16 protein-coding genes are annotated in these 16,158 nt (G+C 62.4%); 7 read left to right on the forward strand and 9 right to left on the reverse strand.

What is annotated here, in order from left to right; all coding sequences use genetic code 11:
* The first annotated feature begins 42 nt into the window (after positions 1 to 42).
* On the forward strand, positions 43 to 1,683 hold the full coding sequence (locus ACSW29_RS17345) for an ABC-F family ATP-binding cassette domain-containing protein (RefSeq protein ID WP_347874650.1): 1,641 nt from the start codon (positions 43 to 45) through the stop codon (positions 1,681 to 1,683).
* Between the two features lie 68 nt (positions 1,684 to 1,751).
* Here the strand turns inward: ACSW29_RS17345 and ACSW29_RS17350 are convergent, their stop codons facing one another.
* The 6 genes from ACSW29_RS17350 to ACSW29_RS17375 all read right to left on the reverse strand — a co-directional run bounded on the left by ACSW29_RS17350 (position 1,752) and on the right by ACSW29_RS17375 (position 7,222).
* Positions 1,752 to 2,240, reverse strand: a complete 489-nt coding sequence (locus tag ACSW29_RS17350) for a nuclear transport factor 2 family protein (RefSeq protein WP_113682517.1) — start codon at positions 2,238 to 2,240, stop codon at positions 1,752 to 1,754.
* 27 nt (positions 2,241 to 2,267) lie between these two features.
* On the reverse strand, positions 2,268 to 3,581 hold the full coding sequence (locus tag ACSW29_RS17355; RefSeq protein WP_317825652.1) for an MFS transporter: 1,314 nt from the start codon (positions 3,579 to 3,581) through the stop codon (positions 2,268 to 2,270).
* Positions 3,582 to 3,657: 76 nt separating this feature from the next.
* Entirely contained in the window at positions 3,658 to 5,115 is a 1,458-nt protein-coding gene (locus ACSW29_RS17360; RefSeq protein WP_317825653.1) for an FAD-dependent oxidoreductase, read from the reverse strand.
* Positions 5,112 to 5,894: an SDR family NAD(P)-dependent oxidoreductase gene (locus ACSW29_RS17365; protein WP_030535186.1), complete on the reverse strand. Its 783-nt coding sequence runs from the start codon at positions 5,892 to 5,894 to the stop codon at positions 5,112 to 5,114. The genes ACSW29_RS17360 and ACSW29_RS17365 overlap by 4 nt, the downstream gene beginning before the upstream one ends.
* Entirely contained in the window at positions 5,887 to 6,723 is an 837-nt protein-coding gene (locus ACSW29_RS17370; protein ID WP_317825655.1) for an SDR family NAD(P)-dependent oxidoreductase, read from the reverse strand. Before ACSW29_RS17370 ends, ACSW29_RS17365 begins: the two co-directional genes overlap by 8 nt.
* 49 nt (positions 6,724 to 6,772) lie before the next feature.
* Positions 6,773 to 7,222: a nuclear transport factor 2 family protein gene (locus ACSW29_RS17375; protein WP_448277834.1), complete on the reverse strand. Its 450-nt coding sequence runs from the start codon at positions 7,220 to 7,222 to the stop codon at positions 6,773 to 6,775.
* A gap of 138 nt (positions 7,223 to 7,360) precedes the next feature.
* Here ACSW29_RS17375 and ACSW29_RS17380 point away from each other — a divergent pair, with 138 nt between their 5' ends.
* The 6 genes from ACSW29_RS17380 (at position 7,361) to ACSW29_RS17405 (ending at position 12,810) form a co-directional block, all read left to right on the forward strand.
* A complete protein-coding gene (locus ACSW29_RS17380; RefSeq protein WP_230815435.1) occupies positions 7,361 to 8,083 on the forward strand; it encodes an IclR family transcriptional regulator in 723 nt (240 codons plus the stop codon).
* A 131-nt stretch (positions 8,084 to 8,214) separates the two neighbouring features.
* Positions 8,215 to 9,180 carry a pirin family protein gene (locus tag ACSW29_RS17385; protein ID WP_230815434.1) on the forward strand — a complete coding sequence of 322 codons (966 nt, stop codon included), beginning with the start codon at positions 8,215 to 8,217 and terminating at the stop codon, positions 9,178 to 9,180.
* Position 9,181: 1 nt separating this feature from the next.
* Positions 9,182 to 9,928: a pirin family protein gene (locus tag ACSW29_RS17390; RefSeq protein WP_448277835.1), complete on the forward strand. Its 747-nt coding sequence runs from the start codon at positions 9,182 to 9,184 to the stop codon at positions 9,926 to 9,928.
* Positions 9,929 to 10,042: 114 nt separating this feature from the next.
* Entirely contained in the window at positions 10,043 to 10,825 is a 783-nt protein-coding gene (locus ACSW29_RS17395) for a pirin family protein (protein ID WP_448277836.1), read from the forward strand.
* Between the two features lie 44 nt (positions 10,826 to 10,869).
* Positions 10,870 to 11,796 (forward strand): PaaI family thioesterase, encoded by a 927-nt coding sequence (locus ACSW29_RS17400; protein WP_448277837.1) that lies wholly within the window; start codon positions 10,870 to 10,872, stop codon positions 11,794 to 11,796.
* 66 nt (positions 11,797 to 11,862) lie between these two features.
* The gene (locus ACSW29_RS17405) at positions 11,863 to 12,810 is read left to right on the forward strand and encodes an intradiol ring-cleavage dioxygenase (RefSeq protein WP_448277838.1); all 948 of its coding nucleotides are present in this window, start codon (positions 11,863 to 11,865) and stop codon (positions 12,808 to 12,810) included.
* Positions 12,811 to 12,823: 13 nt separating this feature from the next.
* Here the strand turns inward: ACSW29_RS17405 and ACSW29_RS17410 are convergent, their stop codons facing one another.
* The 3 genes from ACSW29_RS17410 to ACSW29_RS17420 form a co-directional block, all read right to left on the reverse strand.
* Positions 12,824 to 15,184, reverse strand: coding sequence for an ATP-binding cassette domain-containing protein (locus ACSW29_RS17410; protein WP_448277839.1), 2,361 nt, complete (start codon positions 15,182 to 15,184; stop codon positions 12,824 to 12,826).
* 88 nt (positions 15,185 to 15,272) lie between these two features.
* On the reverse strand, positions 15,273 to 15,683 hold the full coding sequence (locus ACSW29_RS17415; protein ID WP_448277840.1) for a VOC family protein: 411 nt from the start codon (positions 15,681 to 15,683) through the stop codon (positions 15,273 to 15,275).
* A 5-nt stretch (positions 15,684 to 15,688) separates the two neighbouring features.
* Positions 15,689 to 16,138, reverse strand: coding sequence for a helix-turn-helix transcriptional regulator (locus ACSW29_RS17420; protein WP_230815428.1), 450 nt, complete (start codon positions 16,136 to 16,138; stop codon positions 15,689 to 15,691).
* Between the last annotated feature and the right edge of the window lie 20 nt (positions 16,139 to 16,158).

Here is a 16,158-nt window from a genome sequence, read left to right on the forward strand (position 1 = left end):
GGAGCAGCGTTGCCGCGCCCGCACAACACCTGAGGTCTATTCATGTCCGATACCTACATCGTTTGCTCGAATCTGTCTTTTGCCTGGCCGGACGACACTCCGGTCTTCGACGAATTGTCATTCACCGTGCCCGGCGGCCGAACCGGGCTGATCGCCCAGAACGGCGTCGGGAAAAGCACTCTGCTCAGATTGATCGCCGGCCAGTTGCGGCCACGCGCCGGCAGTGTGTCCGTCGACGGCGTTCTCGGATACCTTCCGCAGGACCTGCCGCTGACGGGCGATCTGACCATTGCCGAGGTCTTGGGCATCGCCCCGACGCTCGCTGCGTTGGACGCTGTCGAATCCGGGGACACACGAGAAGAACACTTCACGACAATCGGGTCCGACTGGGATATCGAGGAACGAACGCGAGCCCAACTCGGTCGACTCGGTTTGGCCGACATGACGTTCGATCGTCGCCTCGACACTCTGAGCGGCGGGCAGGTCGTCTCGCTCGGACTGGCGGCGCAACTCCTGCGACGCCCCGATGTCCTTCTCCTCGACGAACCCACCAACAACCTCGACCTGGACGCGCGCCGCAGGCTTTACGACGTTCTCGACGACTGGAGTGGTTGTCTGTTGGTAGTCAGTCACGATCGAGGACTACTCGACCGCATGGACCGCATCGCCGAACTTCACAGTGGCGAGATCAGCTTCTACGGTGGCAATTTCACCGACTACGAAGCTGCGGCACGCTCGGCTCGCGAAGTGGCGGAGAAGAACATCCGCAACGCCGAGCAAGAGGTCAAGCGCGAGAAGCGCGAACTGCAGCAGGCCCGAGAACGCGCTTCACGACGCGCAAGTAGCGCTGCCCGCAATCTCGGGAACGCGGGCTTGCCCAAGATCTTTGCGGGGACCATGAAGCGCAATGCTCAGGAGTCGGCCGGCAAGGCCAACGAGACACACCTCGCCCGGGTCGACGCGGCAAAGGAACGACTCGACCAAGCCGGTCGAGCTCTCCGAGACGACCAGACCATTTCGCTCGAATTGCCGGGAACCCACGTACCGGCTGGCCGGACGGTATTCCTCGGCGAGCGAATGCAATTCGCGTTCGACGATCGCGCGATCTTCACCGACCCCGGAGCTGACCTGGCCATTCGAGGGCCGGAACGTATCGCCCTGACCGGGCCGAATGGCGTCGGAAAGTCGACGTTACTGAGAATCGTGAACGGGGACTTGGCGCCGACTTCCGGTGAGATCAAGCGAGCCGACGGTCGGGTGGCCTATCTGTCGCAGAGACTCGACCTACTCGACCCCACGCGCACCGTCGCCGAGAACTTTGCATTGTCTGCTCCAGGCCTTCCGGCACCGGAACGCATGAACATCCTGGCGCGCTTCCTCTTTCGTGGCGCGGGCGCTCATCTACTAGTCGCTGCGCTCTCTGGTGGTGAACGATTGCGAGCTACGTTGGCATGCGTTCTCTTCGCCGATCCAGCCCCACAACTGCTGCTTCTCGACGAGCCGACCAACAACCTCGACTTGGTGAGTGTCGCTCAACTCGAAAGCGCCCTGAACGCATATCAGGGGGCATTCGTGGTGGTCAGTCATGACAAGAGATTCCTGGCCGAGGTGAAGGTCCAACGCTGGCTGAGGCTCTCGAACGGCTGCTTGACCGAAGTCGCTGCACCGGATGTAGTGGACTGATCAAACGCTTAACAGGCGAAAGGCCTTCACACACATCGTGTGTGAAGGCCTTTCGTCTGCACGGCCGGTCAGGGAGTTCTGGTATAGACCGGGTCGTCGAAGGATCGGCGTTGGGTCACCCAGTCAGTGGGCAGAACGTTTTCGATCACGTCTTCACGGGATTCGTCGAACACGACGATCCGATCGGCGATTCGCCACTCACCACGGCGCCTTTCGAACCTGTCGACGTAACGGCACTTGATCGTGGCAAGCGTCTGCACCGAATCCGTACCGGAACGCTCCTGCCGCAGAAAACACAAGCAGTACGACTCGCACTGAGCGACATCGCCGTTGACGTCTATCAGTATGTTGGAAATGCAGTGAATCGAAGAGTCGATCGTCTTGTGCCTGAGCTTCATGTCTTCGATGAGCCCGTCGACGGTTCCGATGTAGCCACCGTGGTTGTCTATCGCGTCGTCGAAGTAGCAGAGAGCTACGCTGTCGAAATCTTTCCGATCGACGGCCCGAGCGTAGCGATACAGAACTTCGGTGATTTCTTGCTTGTCAGCGAGGGACACGGTCAGGCTCCTGTTCTCACGAGGTGATCAATCAACCTGCAGTTCAACACCCTTGGTCTCCTTGATGAAGAAGACCGTGACGAGGGTGATCACGGCGCAGAAGACGAAGTATCCGGCCGGGGCGAGGGAATTACCGGTCAAGCTGATCAGATAGGTGGCGATGAAAGGCGCAGTGCCGCCGAGGAACATGTTGGTGACGTTGTTGCCCAGGGCCAGACCGCTGTACCGCACAGATGCTTTCAGCATCTCGACATAGGTCACGTACGAAGCACCGTTGACGACGGAAACGCAGATGAAGAGCACCGACTGACCGACAACCGCCTGCCAGATGCCAGAACCGGCCATCATCATGAACATCGGGATTCCGAGAACCACGGCGGCAGCGCTACCGGCGAACAGCACCGGCCGACGCCCGTACTTGTCTGCCATGTATCCCGAGATCGGCAAGGTGATGACGCCGAGAACCAGTGCAAGGGAGGTGGAAAGGAAGGCAACCCGCGACGAATGACCGCCCGTGGTCTGCAGGTACGTCGCGGCATATACCGAGGCGATGTAATAGCCACCAGTGATGAGTGCGCCCAGCATGATGATCTTGACGACGCTGCCGCCGGAGGTGCTGAGCAGTTCCCGGATGGGAAGCTTCTTGGTCTCACCCTTGTCCTGCAGTTCTTCGAACTGAGGAGTGTCTTCCATCTGGCTACGGATCCAGATACCGATGCCACCGATCAGCAGGCTGAGCAGGAACGGGATGCGCCAAGCCCATTCGAGGATCTGTTCTTGCGAAAACACCGAGGTCAGGCCGAGGGCCATGAGCGAAGCTGCCAGCGAACCCAGGTAGGTGCCGGTGTTGACCATCGACGTCTGCGTCGCACGCCACCGTTTGGGAGCGGACTCGGAGACAAACGCGTTGGCGCCGCCGAGTTCACCGCCGGCCGCGAAGCCCTGAAGGCAACGAGCCAGAACGAGGATGGACGTGGCCCACACACCCAGCGTGGCGTACGTCGGCAGCAAGCCCATTCCGGCTGTCGCGAGAACCATCAGGAGGATGGTCCAGGACAAGGCGTTCTTGCGGCCGTACTTGTCGCCGATGTGGCCGAAGAAGATTCCGCCGGGCACACGTAGGAAGAAGGCCACCGCGAACGCCGCGAAGGTACCGAGCAGTGCTGCGTTCGGGTCGTGGGAGACGAAGAACAGCGCGGCGATGGTGGTCGCCATATACCCGTAGATACCGAAGTCGTAGTACTCGACGACGGTACCGACGATGGCCGCGCGAATTACCTTCGTCGTCGACTGTCGTTCGGTTGCCACGCTGCTGCCCTCGGTGAATTCGGCTCTCGCCATGGTCTCATTCTCTGACATGTTGTTCCCTGCCTGGATTGGATACTGACTGGATTCGGTGCCGCGCAGACGTCGGACGTCAGGAGTGCGCGATGGAATGGACCGGTGCGCTGTCAGCGCTGGTCCTGGTGTAGTTCGCCGCATTACGTCCCGCTACGCGGCCCATGGTCAAAGCGTTGGCAACTGCATTGCCGCCGCCCACGTATCTCAGTCCGAGGATTCCGGCGCCGGCCTCACCGGCCGCGTACAGACCCTCGATAGGTGCTCCCGTGCTGCCGAGTACGGCCGCATCGGTGTCGATCTCCATTCCCGCATGCGTGCATACGAGCTCTGCAGGAAGGATTTTCGCGGCATAGAACGGTGCAGTCGCAATAGGATCCGGGTTGCCGACGGCGCCCTTGTTCCGCAACGTGCGATGACGGAGAAAGTCGTCGTCGTGGCCGCTGGGCAGTTGCTCGTTCCATCGACGCAAAGTTTGGGTCAGCGTCGCAACCGGAACACCCGTCGCCACTGCGAGGTCTTCGATCGTGTCAGCGCGGATCGTGCCACCGGCGGCAACTTCTTCCTCGATGCGTTCGGGATTCCAATCGGCATATCCCGGAGCCAGATTCACGCGAGCGTTCTCGTCGAAGATCATCCACCCGTATCCGCCCTGATGGTCGATGATGCCGGTCGAGACGGCGTACGAGCTGTCCTCGTCCATGAATCGACGGCCGTTTTGGTTGACGTAGATCCGTGACTTCGGCGGAAAACCGGCCTGCCAGTGGTGGAATCGCTGGAAGTAGACGGTGGGCAGCATCAGACCCCAGCCGTCGCCCGCCAGGGAAGCGCCGAGGTCTTCGGCAAAACGAAGATGGTCTCCGCGACTCCCCTCGGCTGCGACGACGAACAAGGCATCTCCGGCCTTGTTCGCGTCCGGGAAGTGGCGTTCCACCAAACCCGGATCTTGCGCGAATCCACCGGAGGCAACAACGACGGCGCCCGCAGGCACCTCGATGTCGTCGGCGACAACGCCGACAACCCGACCGTCTTCCTCGATCAGCTTCTGCACCCGTGTTCCGAAGATGACCTCGATCCCGTGCTTGCGACGAGCCTTGTCCAGCACTTGAATCAGTCCGTATCCCTGATCCTTCGGCACGTGGCCGCGCCAGACGTCCTCGACGCCGGCTTGGGCGAGCCCAGGTTGGTGTGCGTTACCCGAGATCGCCGCGGGAACCTCGACGCCGAGTCCGATGAGCCATTCCAGTGTCGGGCCGGCGTTTTCGCAGAACGCACGAATCAACCCGGGTGAGAGCATCCACTGGTTAAGGTCCATGTAGTGCTGGAAGAACTTCTCTGCCGAGTCGTCGACTCCGAGGCCTGCCTGCACGCTTGTTCCGGCGGCTGTGAAGATTCCGGCCGACAGCGCAGTGGATCCACCGAGTTCGGTTTCGGACTCGAACAGCAGAACGGATGCGCCTTCTTCAGCTGCCGACACCGCAGCGGCGAGACCTGCTCCGCCGCCGCCGATGACAACGACGTCCCAGTGCTCGGTCATGAGAGTTCTCCAGTCTCCGCGATGATGCGGTGGTAAAGACCGTTCGACACCAACCCGCCGTCGACAGTGAGTTCCGTACCGGTGGTGTAGGTCGAACTGTTCGAGAGCAGGAACAGCACTGCTTCGGTGATCTCGTCGAGAGTTCCCATGCGTCCGAAGGGAACCGACTTCAGTGACGCGGCGACGAAATCGTTTGCGCCGCCGAGCAGCGCCGTACCGACCAGTCCCGGGTGCACCGAGTTGACGCGAATCCCCCACTGTGCGAAGTTCCCCGCGGCCGACTTCGACAGACCGGTCAGACCCCACTTACTCGACGAGTAAGCCGGAGAAAAGTATCCGATCTGACCGGCGATGGACGAGATGTTGACGATCGATCCACCGCCACTCTCACGCATCAGTGGCGCCACCGCCTTCATACCGTAGAACGGGCCGAAGAGGTTGATCTTCATGGTCAGTTCCCAGATGTCGTTCGGGGTGTCCATGAATTCGAGCCGACGCGAGATGCCGGCGTTGTTGACCAGTCCGCCGAGTTCCCCACGGGTGGTGCGAATTTCGTCGACAACCCGGTCCCAGGCATCGGCATCGGTGACGTCGAGAAGATGAGCGGATGCCGATCCGCCTGCGGCGACGATGTCGTCGACCACGCCGGATGAATCCGAAACATCGGCAATGCAGACGTGCGAACCGCGCGCGGCGAGAGTGTGCGCGTGATGCGCTCCCATCCCGGCAGCACCGCCGGTAACGAGAACGACGCCGGGATATGTCGTGGACTCAGACATGCCGCGAACCACCGTCCACCGCAATGCTGTGCCCGGTGACGTAACGCGCGCTGTCCGAGAGCAGGAACAGCAGCGGGCCGAAGACCTCTTCGGGCGAGCCCAGACGATGCAGCGGTACCGCGTCGAGTGCGTTCGCGAGCGCGATCGGATCTTCCTGGACCCACTTCGTCATCGCCGTGTCGATGTAGCCGGGCGCAATGGAGTTGACCCGAATACCCTTGTCGCCGAACTCCACTGCGAGAGACTCCGTGAGGTGCGCAACGGCAGCTTTCGACGTGCAGTATGCGCCTCTCCCCTTCCGCACACGCAGCGCAGACACCGAGGACATGTTGACGATGGCGCCGCCGGGACCGAGGTGGCGTGCCGCGGCCTGAGCACCGTAGAGCACTCCTTCGACATTGACACTCAGCGTTGCGCCGATCTGCTCCGGGGTGATCTCCTCGGCCAGCGCGAACGGGAAGATACCCGCATTGTTGATCCAGAAATCGACCCGGCCGAACTCCTTCAACGCCAACTGCGCAAGCAGTTCGTGCTCGTCCGGCTTGGTGACGTCGACCCGAGCTCCGACGACGCGACCCGGCCTGTCCGCCAGTGCATTCGATTCCAGGTCCGTATTGATTCGTGCGGCCGTGGCGAGCATCTGCTCTTCGTTGATGTCGGCGCCGACGACATGTACGCCGCGTGTTGCCAGTCCTTCGGCGAACGTCGCACCCATCCCCTGAGCCGCGCCGGTCACCACTGCGACCTTGCCTGCCAACTCCGGGTACACCGCCGACATCTGCGTCACTACGGTACGGCCCGGGTTCGTCTGGTCAGAGCTTTCGGTCATGATGTACTTCTCCTACTGAATATTGTTGCGCAAGAAACATTTCGGTACTTCAAGCTTGTTCGAACGCTCGGGGCGCGTCGTCGCGGGAGACGGTGCGGCGGGCGATCTTCCACTCCTCACCGACCCGAACCACGCGATCTGTGACAGTCGTCATCCGCAGTAGCCGCGAGTCTCCGCCGCGAGCGGTGGCAACGATCTGCAGGTACCCGTGCACTGTGAGAGCACTCTCGTCTACCACCGCGACGACGAGATTGGTCAGAACGTGACGATGCACCTCGTCGGCAGCTTCCGCCGCAGCGGAGAAACGAGCAGCAAAAGCCGCAAGGTCGGCGAAACCGACCACGGGTTCCGGATAACTGGGGGAATGAAACTCACCGCCATCGGTGAATGTCTGCGCCCAATCCTGCTGGCGCCCAGAGTCTATGCAATGACTCTGGTGGCCGTACAGCTGATGGATTGCGACAACGTCCTCCGTTGCCACGACGCTGTAGTTGCTCATGAAGGTTCTCTCCGAACACGCTGCGCTGCATCCACCCGAAGGTTGTGCAGCTCCGTAAAGTGTGCGATAATCGCACACACTGTGCGATATGTTCAAAGCGTAGGTGGCATACCTCACAAACGTCAAGAAAGGGATTTGATGTCAGAGCTGAGCGAGGAACACCGACCGCGCAAAAGTGCAGTTCAAGTGGACTCGAGCATGTCGAAAACGCTGCACCATGGACTCGAGATCCTGGAACTCCTGACGTCCTATCCACACGGCCTGTCGGTCACCGACATCGCCGACGGAGTGGGAGTCCACCGAACCGTCGCGCATCGATTGATCCGCACACTCGAGGCTCATCACCTGTGCCGCAAGGACTCCTTCAAGCGCGTCACTCTCGGCGCCGGGCTGGTCACCCTTGCCGAACCGGTGGAACAAGATTTGCGCACTCTCGCTCGCCCGATTCTTCAAGAACTCGCCGAGGCCACCGAGGCGACAGCGCACCTGGTGGTCCGCGAGAGCGACACCGAAGTGCGCGCCCTGATGGTGGTCGAACCGCGCAGCGCCAAAGTCCACGTCGCGTTCCACCCAGGGCAGGTTGATCCGATCGACCGCGGCTCCGCCGGGCTTTCCATCCTTGCCTCACTCCCGCCGACGAGTGGGGAACGAGAGGAAGTGACGGCCGCACGCGCACGGGGCTACGCAGTGACCGTCGGCGAAGTCATCCCGTCCGTCCTGGGAATCTCGGCAGTGATCCCCGGCAGACGCCGCGACGCCATTTCCAGCCTCGGAATTTCCGTCTTCGACTCTCAGGACCAAGCAGCGCTGGGCGCCGAGGTCGTGGCTGCCGCAAAAACCCTCGGCAGCATGTTGCGCTGATCCAGGCACCAGGCTGATCCAGACACCAGCCGGGCCCCGGGAATACTCGGGGCTCGACTTTGTTGACTCCTGGTGAGATAGTTGAACAATCAACTACCTGACTTCAGCTTCACGGACACGAGGAGTACGACATGCCTGCTGTGACAGTCGAGAACATCTTGGCCCTGCCCCGCCTCGACGAGCCGGCCGCGTCAGCAGTCGACCGCCCGGTCAAGAGCATCACCACCGCACCGGTCGGATACGAAGGTGAAGGCTTCCCCGTTCATCGCGCCTTCGCGGGCATCGACCTCTCCGCCCTCGACCCCTTCATCCACATGGACCAGATGGGCGAAGTCAACTACGCACCCGGCGAACCCAAGGGCACACCGTGGCACCCGCACCGCGGCTTCGAAACCGTTACCTACATGATCGACGGCATCATGGAGCACCAGGACTCAAACGGCGGCGGCGGCATTATCGGCGGCGGCGACACCCAGTGGATGACAGCGGGTGGCGGCATCCTCCACATCGAAACTCCGCCGGAACACCTCGTCGTCAGCGGCGGCCTGTTCCATGGTGTCCAGCTGTGGGTCAACCTGCCCCGCGACAACAAGATGGCAGCGCCGCGGTACCAAGACATCACCGGCAACAAGGTGGCACTGCTCTCCTCCCCCGACGGCGGAGCCTTGGTACGCGTCATCGCCGGAGACATCGCCGGCAACGCCGGACCCGGTTCGACATACACACCCATCGCGCTCTCCCACACGACCGTGGCCCCGGGTGCGAGCCTGACACTTCCCTGGAACCCCGAGTTCAACGCGATCGTCTACGTCCTCGCCGGCGAAGGCACGGTCGGGGCCGAGCGCCGGCCCATTCGTGTCGGACAGACAGCTGTCTTCGGACGTGGTGACTCCATCACCGTCGCCGCTTCCGATCGCCAGGATTCACGGACCGAATCCCTCGAGGTCTTCATCCTCGGCGGCAAGCCGATCCGCGAACCCATCGCCATGGCCGGGCCGTTCGTCATGAACACCAAGTCCGAGGTCATGCAGGCTTTCGAGGACTTTCAAGCCGGACGCCTCGGATCCATCCCGGCGGCACACGAGACGCTGAGCTGACATGTCGTCGGTAGTCGTCCAACGAGCAGACGAACGTGCGCATCTCAACTACGGCTGGCTCACGGCACGTCACAGTTTCCCCTTTGCCGGAAACTTCGATCACGCCGCGTACGCGCACGGACTTCTGTTGGTGAACAACGACGACATCATCGAAGCCGACTCCGGTTTCGACACTCATCAGCACCGCGACACCGAGATCGTGACGTGGGTGCTCAGCGGATCTCTGGTTCACCAGGATTCCGCTGGGCACTCCGGAGTCATCCATCGAGGCCTCGCGCAAAGAATGAGTGCCGGTACCGGAATCCTGCACTCCGAACGCAACGATCGCTGGCGCGCCGACGGCTCACGTGTCACCGAACCCGTTCACCTCGTTCAGATGTGGATACCGCCGGACGAATCCGGAGTGACTCCGAGTTATCAAGAACTCGACATCAATTCCGAACTCGACGCCGGTGGCCTGATCACCCTGGCGTCGGGGATGCCCGCGCATCGTGATCACAGCGCGATAAGCCTGCACAACAAACATGCGGCCCTTCATGTTGCACGCCTCGAGACCGGCGGGTCGGTATTCCTGCCGGACGCACCGTACGTGCACGGCTTCGTCGCCGGCGGCACGGTCGACGTCGAGGGAGTCGGATTGCTCGGTCCGGGAGATTCGTTGCGTCTCAAGGATACTGGCGGTCAAAGAGTCGAGGGGATCGACGATGCAGAGATACTCATGTGGGAGATGCACGCGTCGACGAACTGACGACACAACCGAGTACGCCCAATGCTCGGACTACACAGCAGGTTCGTCGTAGGGTGGATTCCGGTAGTGGTGGATCCGGCAGTGATGGATCCCGGTGGCACAGAAGGAGGAGCCATGGCATCTGGTCGAGCACAGGCCCCACAGACGACACCGCACATCGATGTGCACCGCTCCGGTGATCGCTTGAAATCCCGCGTCTCCTGGCTGGATTCGAAGCATTCGTTCTCGTTCGGGCAGCATTACGATCCCGACAACACCCATCACGGATTGCTACTGGTCAACAACGACGACACCGTTCTGGCGGGAACCGGCTTCGATACCCATCCGCACAAGGACATGGAAATCGTGACGTGGGTTCTTCGCGGTTCGCTCGTGCACCAGGATTCCATCGGCCACACCGGCGTCATCTATCCAGGGCTCGCCCAGCGCATGAGCGCCGGCACCGGAATCATGCACAGCGAGAAGAACGATTCGTGGCGTCTTGGCGGCGAACAGCATTCCGATCCCGTGCATTTCATCCAGATGTGGGTGGTCCCGGACGAAGGTGGACTGACTCCCGGGTACGAACAACTCGAGATCGACGACGAATTGCTGCGCGGCGGTCTGATCCCGGTCGCCTCCGGAATGGGTCGCTACAAGGATCATTCGGCGATTCGCATCAACAACAAGAACGCCGCAATGCACGTCGCACGCATTCTGCCCGGCACCTCTGTACATCTTCCCAGCGCACCGTTCCTGCACGTCTTCGTCGCGCAGGGCACTGCCGAGATGGAGGGCGTCGGCACACTGTACGAGGGCGATGCCGCCCGGTTGAGCGATTCGGGTGGGCAGCAACTGACCTCCGACGCCGGGGCCGAAGTCCTCGTCTGGGAAATGCATTCCCGTATCGGAGGTTGAGACCCGGTCTCGGCCGGACTGTGCGCGCTGGAGATACTCGACGGATGAGCATCGACAACTCCGCCGCGCCCGTCAAGAAGCTTGACCCCCTCAACACCTTGATGGGTGTGCGTGCCGTGTCGGTTGCGCCCGGGGACCTGGCCTTCGTCCAGTCCGTCGGCCCGCGATTCCACGATCACCGTGGCAAGACCGTGCTCGGTTCCATCGGAGTCATGATCGACGGAGCCATGGGCGGCGCGGTGTACTCGGGACTGACTTCCGGGCATCAGTCCGTACTTGCGCAGGTCACGGTCAGTGCCGGCGCAGACATCCCGGCCCTCGCAGACGTCGGTGCCACCGGCACACTCGTCCATCTCGACGACGGCGTCGGTCTGGCATCCGGGCAACTTCACGACGACAACGGCACCCTCCTGGCCGTGATGGCCGGCCGCGCCATGGTGGTCTCGCGTCCTCCCGTCGTGGGAATCGACGACTACGTGGAGGGTGAGCCGCTGCCCGTCCCGACGCCGGAAAAGACAAGCAACCTGAGCGGGTTGTCCGGGTCCGACGTCGTCGAAGGAATCCGCGACGGCAAACTCGAACGCGGTCCGCTCGCCGGGCTCCTCGATCTTGCAGTCGTCGACGTGACCCCGGGTTCCGTCGTGGGCGAGTTCGCCCCGGTCACCTGGATGGCCAACCCGTTGGGCGCCGTTCAGGGAGGTGTCCTCATCTCAGCGGTCGATGCCGTCACCGGTCTGGCAGCGCAGACGCTGACCAGCGTCGATCAGGACTATCGCGTCCTCGACCACAAGGTCGACTTCCTGCGCTCCCCCGACATCGGTGGGCCGATCATGCGCGCCGAGGCCGTCGTGATTCGTGCCGGGCGCAGGCTCGCACTGATCGAAACTCGCATCGTCGACGACGGCGGACAGGTCTACGTACGGGCCACCTCGAGCATTCAGATGCTCTCCCAGCAAGTTCACAGCGGATAACCAGTTCCGAACCAGGTCGCCCGTCCACCATTGAGACAACAGCCCACACAATGGAGGTACAGCGGCGTGAACAAAGACATCGAAGCAAGCCGGCTACGCGTGAGCCGTCGACGGGCCCTCGCGCTCGGCGGAACCATCAGCCTGGGCGGGCTCATCGCAGCGTGTTCCGGTAACAGTGGCACCGCCCCGACGACTTCGACTGCGGCTGCATCGACGACAACCACGTCCGGAACTTCCGCCGCTGCCACGTCCGGCGATGTCGTCACCGCACTTCTGGCCAAGGCGCCTCAGTGCGTCATGAGCAAGGAAGAGACGCAGGGTCCCTACTGGTTCGACGTCGACTCCATTCGCAGCGACATCCGCGAAGACCGTCCGGGCACCACACTCCAGGTGGCAATGCGCGTGCAGGACAACAGCCAGTGCAACGTCGACGGCAGCATCGGCGCGGTCTCTAACGCCGTCGTCGAGATCTGGCACTGCGACGCCGGCGGCGTGTACTCCGGTTTCGAATCCGGTTCGCTGAGCGCCAACGGCGGCGGTGGCGGCGGAACTCCCCCGGCCGGCGGAATGGGGGAACCTCCGTCAGGCGCACCCGGTGGGATGGGCGGCGGCATGGGCGGTTCTGGCGAGACGTCGGACGGTTCGTACAGCGTCGGCGACACCGAAGCCACCACCACCGACGACGGAACCTACCTGCGCGGAGCCCAGACCACCGACGCAAACGGAATCGCGCAGTTCACCACGATCTTCCCCGGCTGGTACATGGGCCGCACCACCCACATCCACGTCAAGGTGCACATCGACAAGAAGACGGTCCTGACGTCGCAGACCTTCTTCGACGAGACGCTCCTCGACGAGGTGTACTCGCAGTCCCCGTACAGCGAGCACACCGGTCGTGAGAACAACACAAACAACGCCAGCGACGGCATCTACGACGACACTGGCCTCATGACCGTCGAAAAGCAGTCGGACGGTTCCTACCTCGCCGTCATCAACCTGGGTATAGACGCCTGAAGTAGGAGCCAGGTCAGCCGCCGACGTATGCCGCGAGGTGCTTTCCGGTGAGGGTGGAACCGTCGGCAACCAGTTCCTCGGGAGTGCCCTCGAAGACGATCCGACCGCCGTCGTGACCGGCACCAGGGCCGAGGTCGATGATCCAGTCGGCGTGCGCCATCACCGCTTGGTGGTGCTCGATGACGATGACTGACTTGCCGGAATCGACGAGTCGATCGAGCAGGCCGAGCAACTGCTCGACGTCGGCCAGGTGCAGTCCGGTGGTCGGCTCGTCCAGGACGTACACACCACCCTTCTCCCCCAGGTGTGTTGCCAGCTTGATGCGCTGACGCTCACCGCCGGACAGCGTCGTCAGCGGCTGGCCGATCGTGAGATACCCGAGCCCCACGTCGACCAGTCGTACGAGGATCTTGTGCGCCGCAAGCGTCTTGGCCTCACCGTCGCCGAAGAACTCCTCGGCCTCGGCCACCGACATCGTGAGAACCTCGTTGATGTCCTTGCCACCGAATTTGTAATCGAGTACCTCAGCTTGGAAGCGCTTACCCTCGCACTCCTCGCAGAGAGTGGCAACGCCGGCCATCATCGCCAGGTCGCTGTAGATGACGCCGTTGCCGTTGCACGTCGGGCAGGCGCCCTCGGAGTTGGCACTGAACAGCGCCGGCTTCACGCCGTTGGCCTTCGCGAATGCCTTGCGGATCGGGTCGAGCAGCCCGGTGTACGTTGCCGGGTTGCTCCGGCGCGAGCCACGGATCGCGCTCTGATCGACCGACACCACGTCTTCGCGTTTCGCGAGTGAGCCGTGGATCAGCGAACTCTTGCCCGACCCGGCGACACCGGTGACCACGACCAGGACGCCCAGCGGTACGTCGACGTCGACGTCCTGCAGGTTGTGCGAGTTCGCTCCGCGAATCTCGATTGCCCCGGTGGACTCGCGCACAGTCTCTTTGATTGCGGCCCGGTCGTCGAAGTGACGGCCGGTGACGGTGTCGCTGGCACGCAAACCGTCGACGGTGCCCTCGAAGCAGACGTTGCCGCCGGCGCTACCCGCGCCCGGACCGAGGTCGACGATGTGGTCGGCGATCACGATCGTCTCCGGCTTGTGCTCGACCACGAGCACCGTGTTGCCCTTGTCCCGCAGGCGCAGCAGGAGGTCGTTCATCCTCGCGATATCGTGCGGATGCAGGCCGGTGGTGGGTTCGTCGAATACATACGTGATGTCAGTGAGCGAGGAACCCAGGTGACGAATCATCTTGGTGCGCTGAGCTTCACCGCCGGAGAGCGTTCCCGAGGGCCGATCTAGACTGAGGTAGCCGAGTCCGATCTCCACGAACGAGTCGAGCGTTTCACCGAGCGTCGTGAGCAACGGCGCGACCGACGGTTCCTTCAGTCCACTGACCCATTCCGCGAGATCGCTGATCTGCATCGAGCAGGCGTCGGCGATGTTGACGCCCTTGATCTTCGACGACCGCGCACCCTCGCTCAGTCGCGTCCCGTCGCATTCGGGGCAGGTGGTGAAGGTGATCGCCCGCTCGACGAAAGCCCGGATGTGCGGCTGCATCGCGTCGACGTCCTTGGCCAGGAACGACTTCTGAATCTGCGGAATCAAACCCGTGTACGTCAGGTTGATTCCTTCGACCTTGATCTTGGTCGGCTCTTTGTAGAGAAGGTCGTTCAGTTCTTTCTTGGTGTACTTCTTGATCGGCTTGTCGGGATCGAAGAAGCCGCAGCCGCGATAGATCCGGCCGTACCAGCCCTCCATGCTGTAACCGGGAACCGTGATCGCACTTTCGTTGAGCGACTTGGTGTCGTCGTACAACGCGGTCAGATCGAAATCGCTGACCGCCCCTCGTCCCTCACACCGCGGACACATGCCGCCGGTGATCTTGAAGCTGCGACGCTCTTTCGTCTGACGGCCGCCGCGCTCCATGGTGACCGCGCCTGCACCGGAGATGGAAGCGACGTTGAACGAAAACGCCTGGGGCGAACCGATGTGAGGCTTTCCGAGACGGCTGAACAGGATGCGGAGCATCGCGTTGGCGTCGGTGGCGGTTCCGACGGTCGAACGAGGGTCGACGCCCATTCGCTGCTGATCGACGATGATCGCGGTGGTCAGGCCGTCGAGAACGTCGACGTCCGGCCGCGCGAGTGTCGGCATGAATCCTTGAACGAACGCGCTGTACGTCTCGTTGATCATCCGCTGCGATTCCGCGGCGATCGTACTGAACACCAGCGAACTCTTTCCCGAACCGGAGACGCCGGTGAAGACTGTCAGCCTCCGCTTCGGGATCTCGACACTGATGTCTTCGAGATTGTTCACCCGCGCGCCTTGCACGCGGATCAAATCGTGGCTGTCTGCGGTGTGCAAGGCAGTCATCGTGTCTCCATCTGTCAGTCGATCGCCGACGGTCTCAGCGCAGTTGACGGTCTCAACGCAGTTCTTGAATTCAGCGCAGTTCTTGAATTCAGCGCAGTTCTTGAATACGGATCAGGTTTCCCGCTGGGTCGCGGACGGCGCAATCGCGAACGCCGTAGGGCTGCTCTGTCGGTTCCTGGACGACGTCGATGTCGCCGGCCTGAAGCCGCTCGAACGTGTCGTCCAGATCTTTGGTGGCCAGGAGAAGTCCGCCGTAGGTGCCCTTGGCCATCATCTCGATGATGGTGAGGCGCTCCTCGTCGGTGATGCCGGGATCGACGGCCGGCGGATGCAGCACGATGGAGGTACCGGGCTGGCCGGGCGGCCCCACGGTGATCCAACGCATCCCGTCGTAACCGACGTCGTTGCGAACCTCGAAGCCGAGCGTGTCGCGATAGAAGTTCAGGGCGGCATCAGGGTCGTCCTGCGGAAGGAAACTCGAGTGAATGGTGATGTCCATGGCGATCACGTTAATTGCGGTTGTGGGGTCTGCGCTTCTCGATTCCTGATCGGTCTGGTGACTTGTTTCGACACACAGGACGGCATTCCGGCCGTCGACTGCTCGGCCTCGCGCCGATAGACACTGGGCGGAACCCCGACCAACTCGGTGAACCGGCTGCTGAAGGTGCCGAGTGAGCTGCAGCCCACTTCGAAGCAGACGTCCGTGACACTCAGGTCGCCGCGGCGCAGAAGCGCCATCGCGCGCTCGATGCGCCGGGTCATCAAGTAGGCGTACGGCGGTTCGCCGTACGCCTGGCGGAATTGACGACTGAGATGCCCCGCAGACATGTTCACTCCCCGCGCGAGCGCCTCCACGTCCAGAGGCCGCGCGTACTCGCGGTCGATACGGTCACGCACGCGTCGTAGTCGCGCGAGGTCCTGCAGGTGCGGATCTGCGGCAGGTCTGCTGGTCACGTAATCGATCGTGCCATGCC

Source organism: Rhodococcus sp. GB-02, assembly GCF_053470465.1.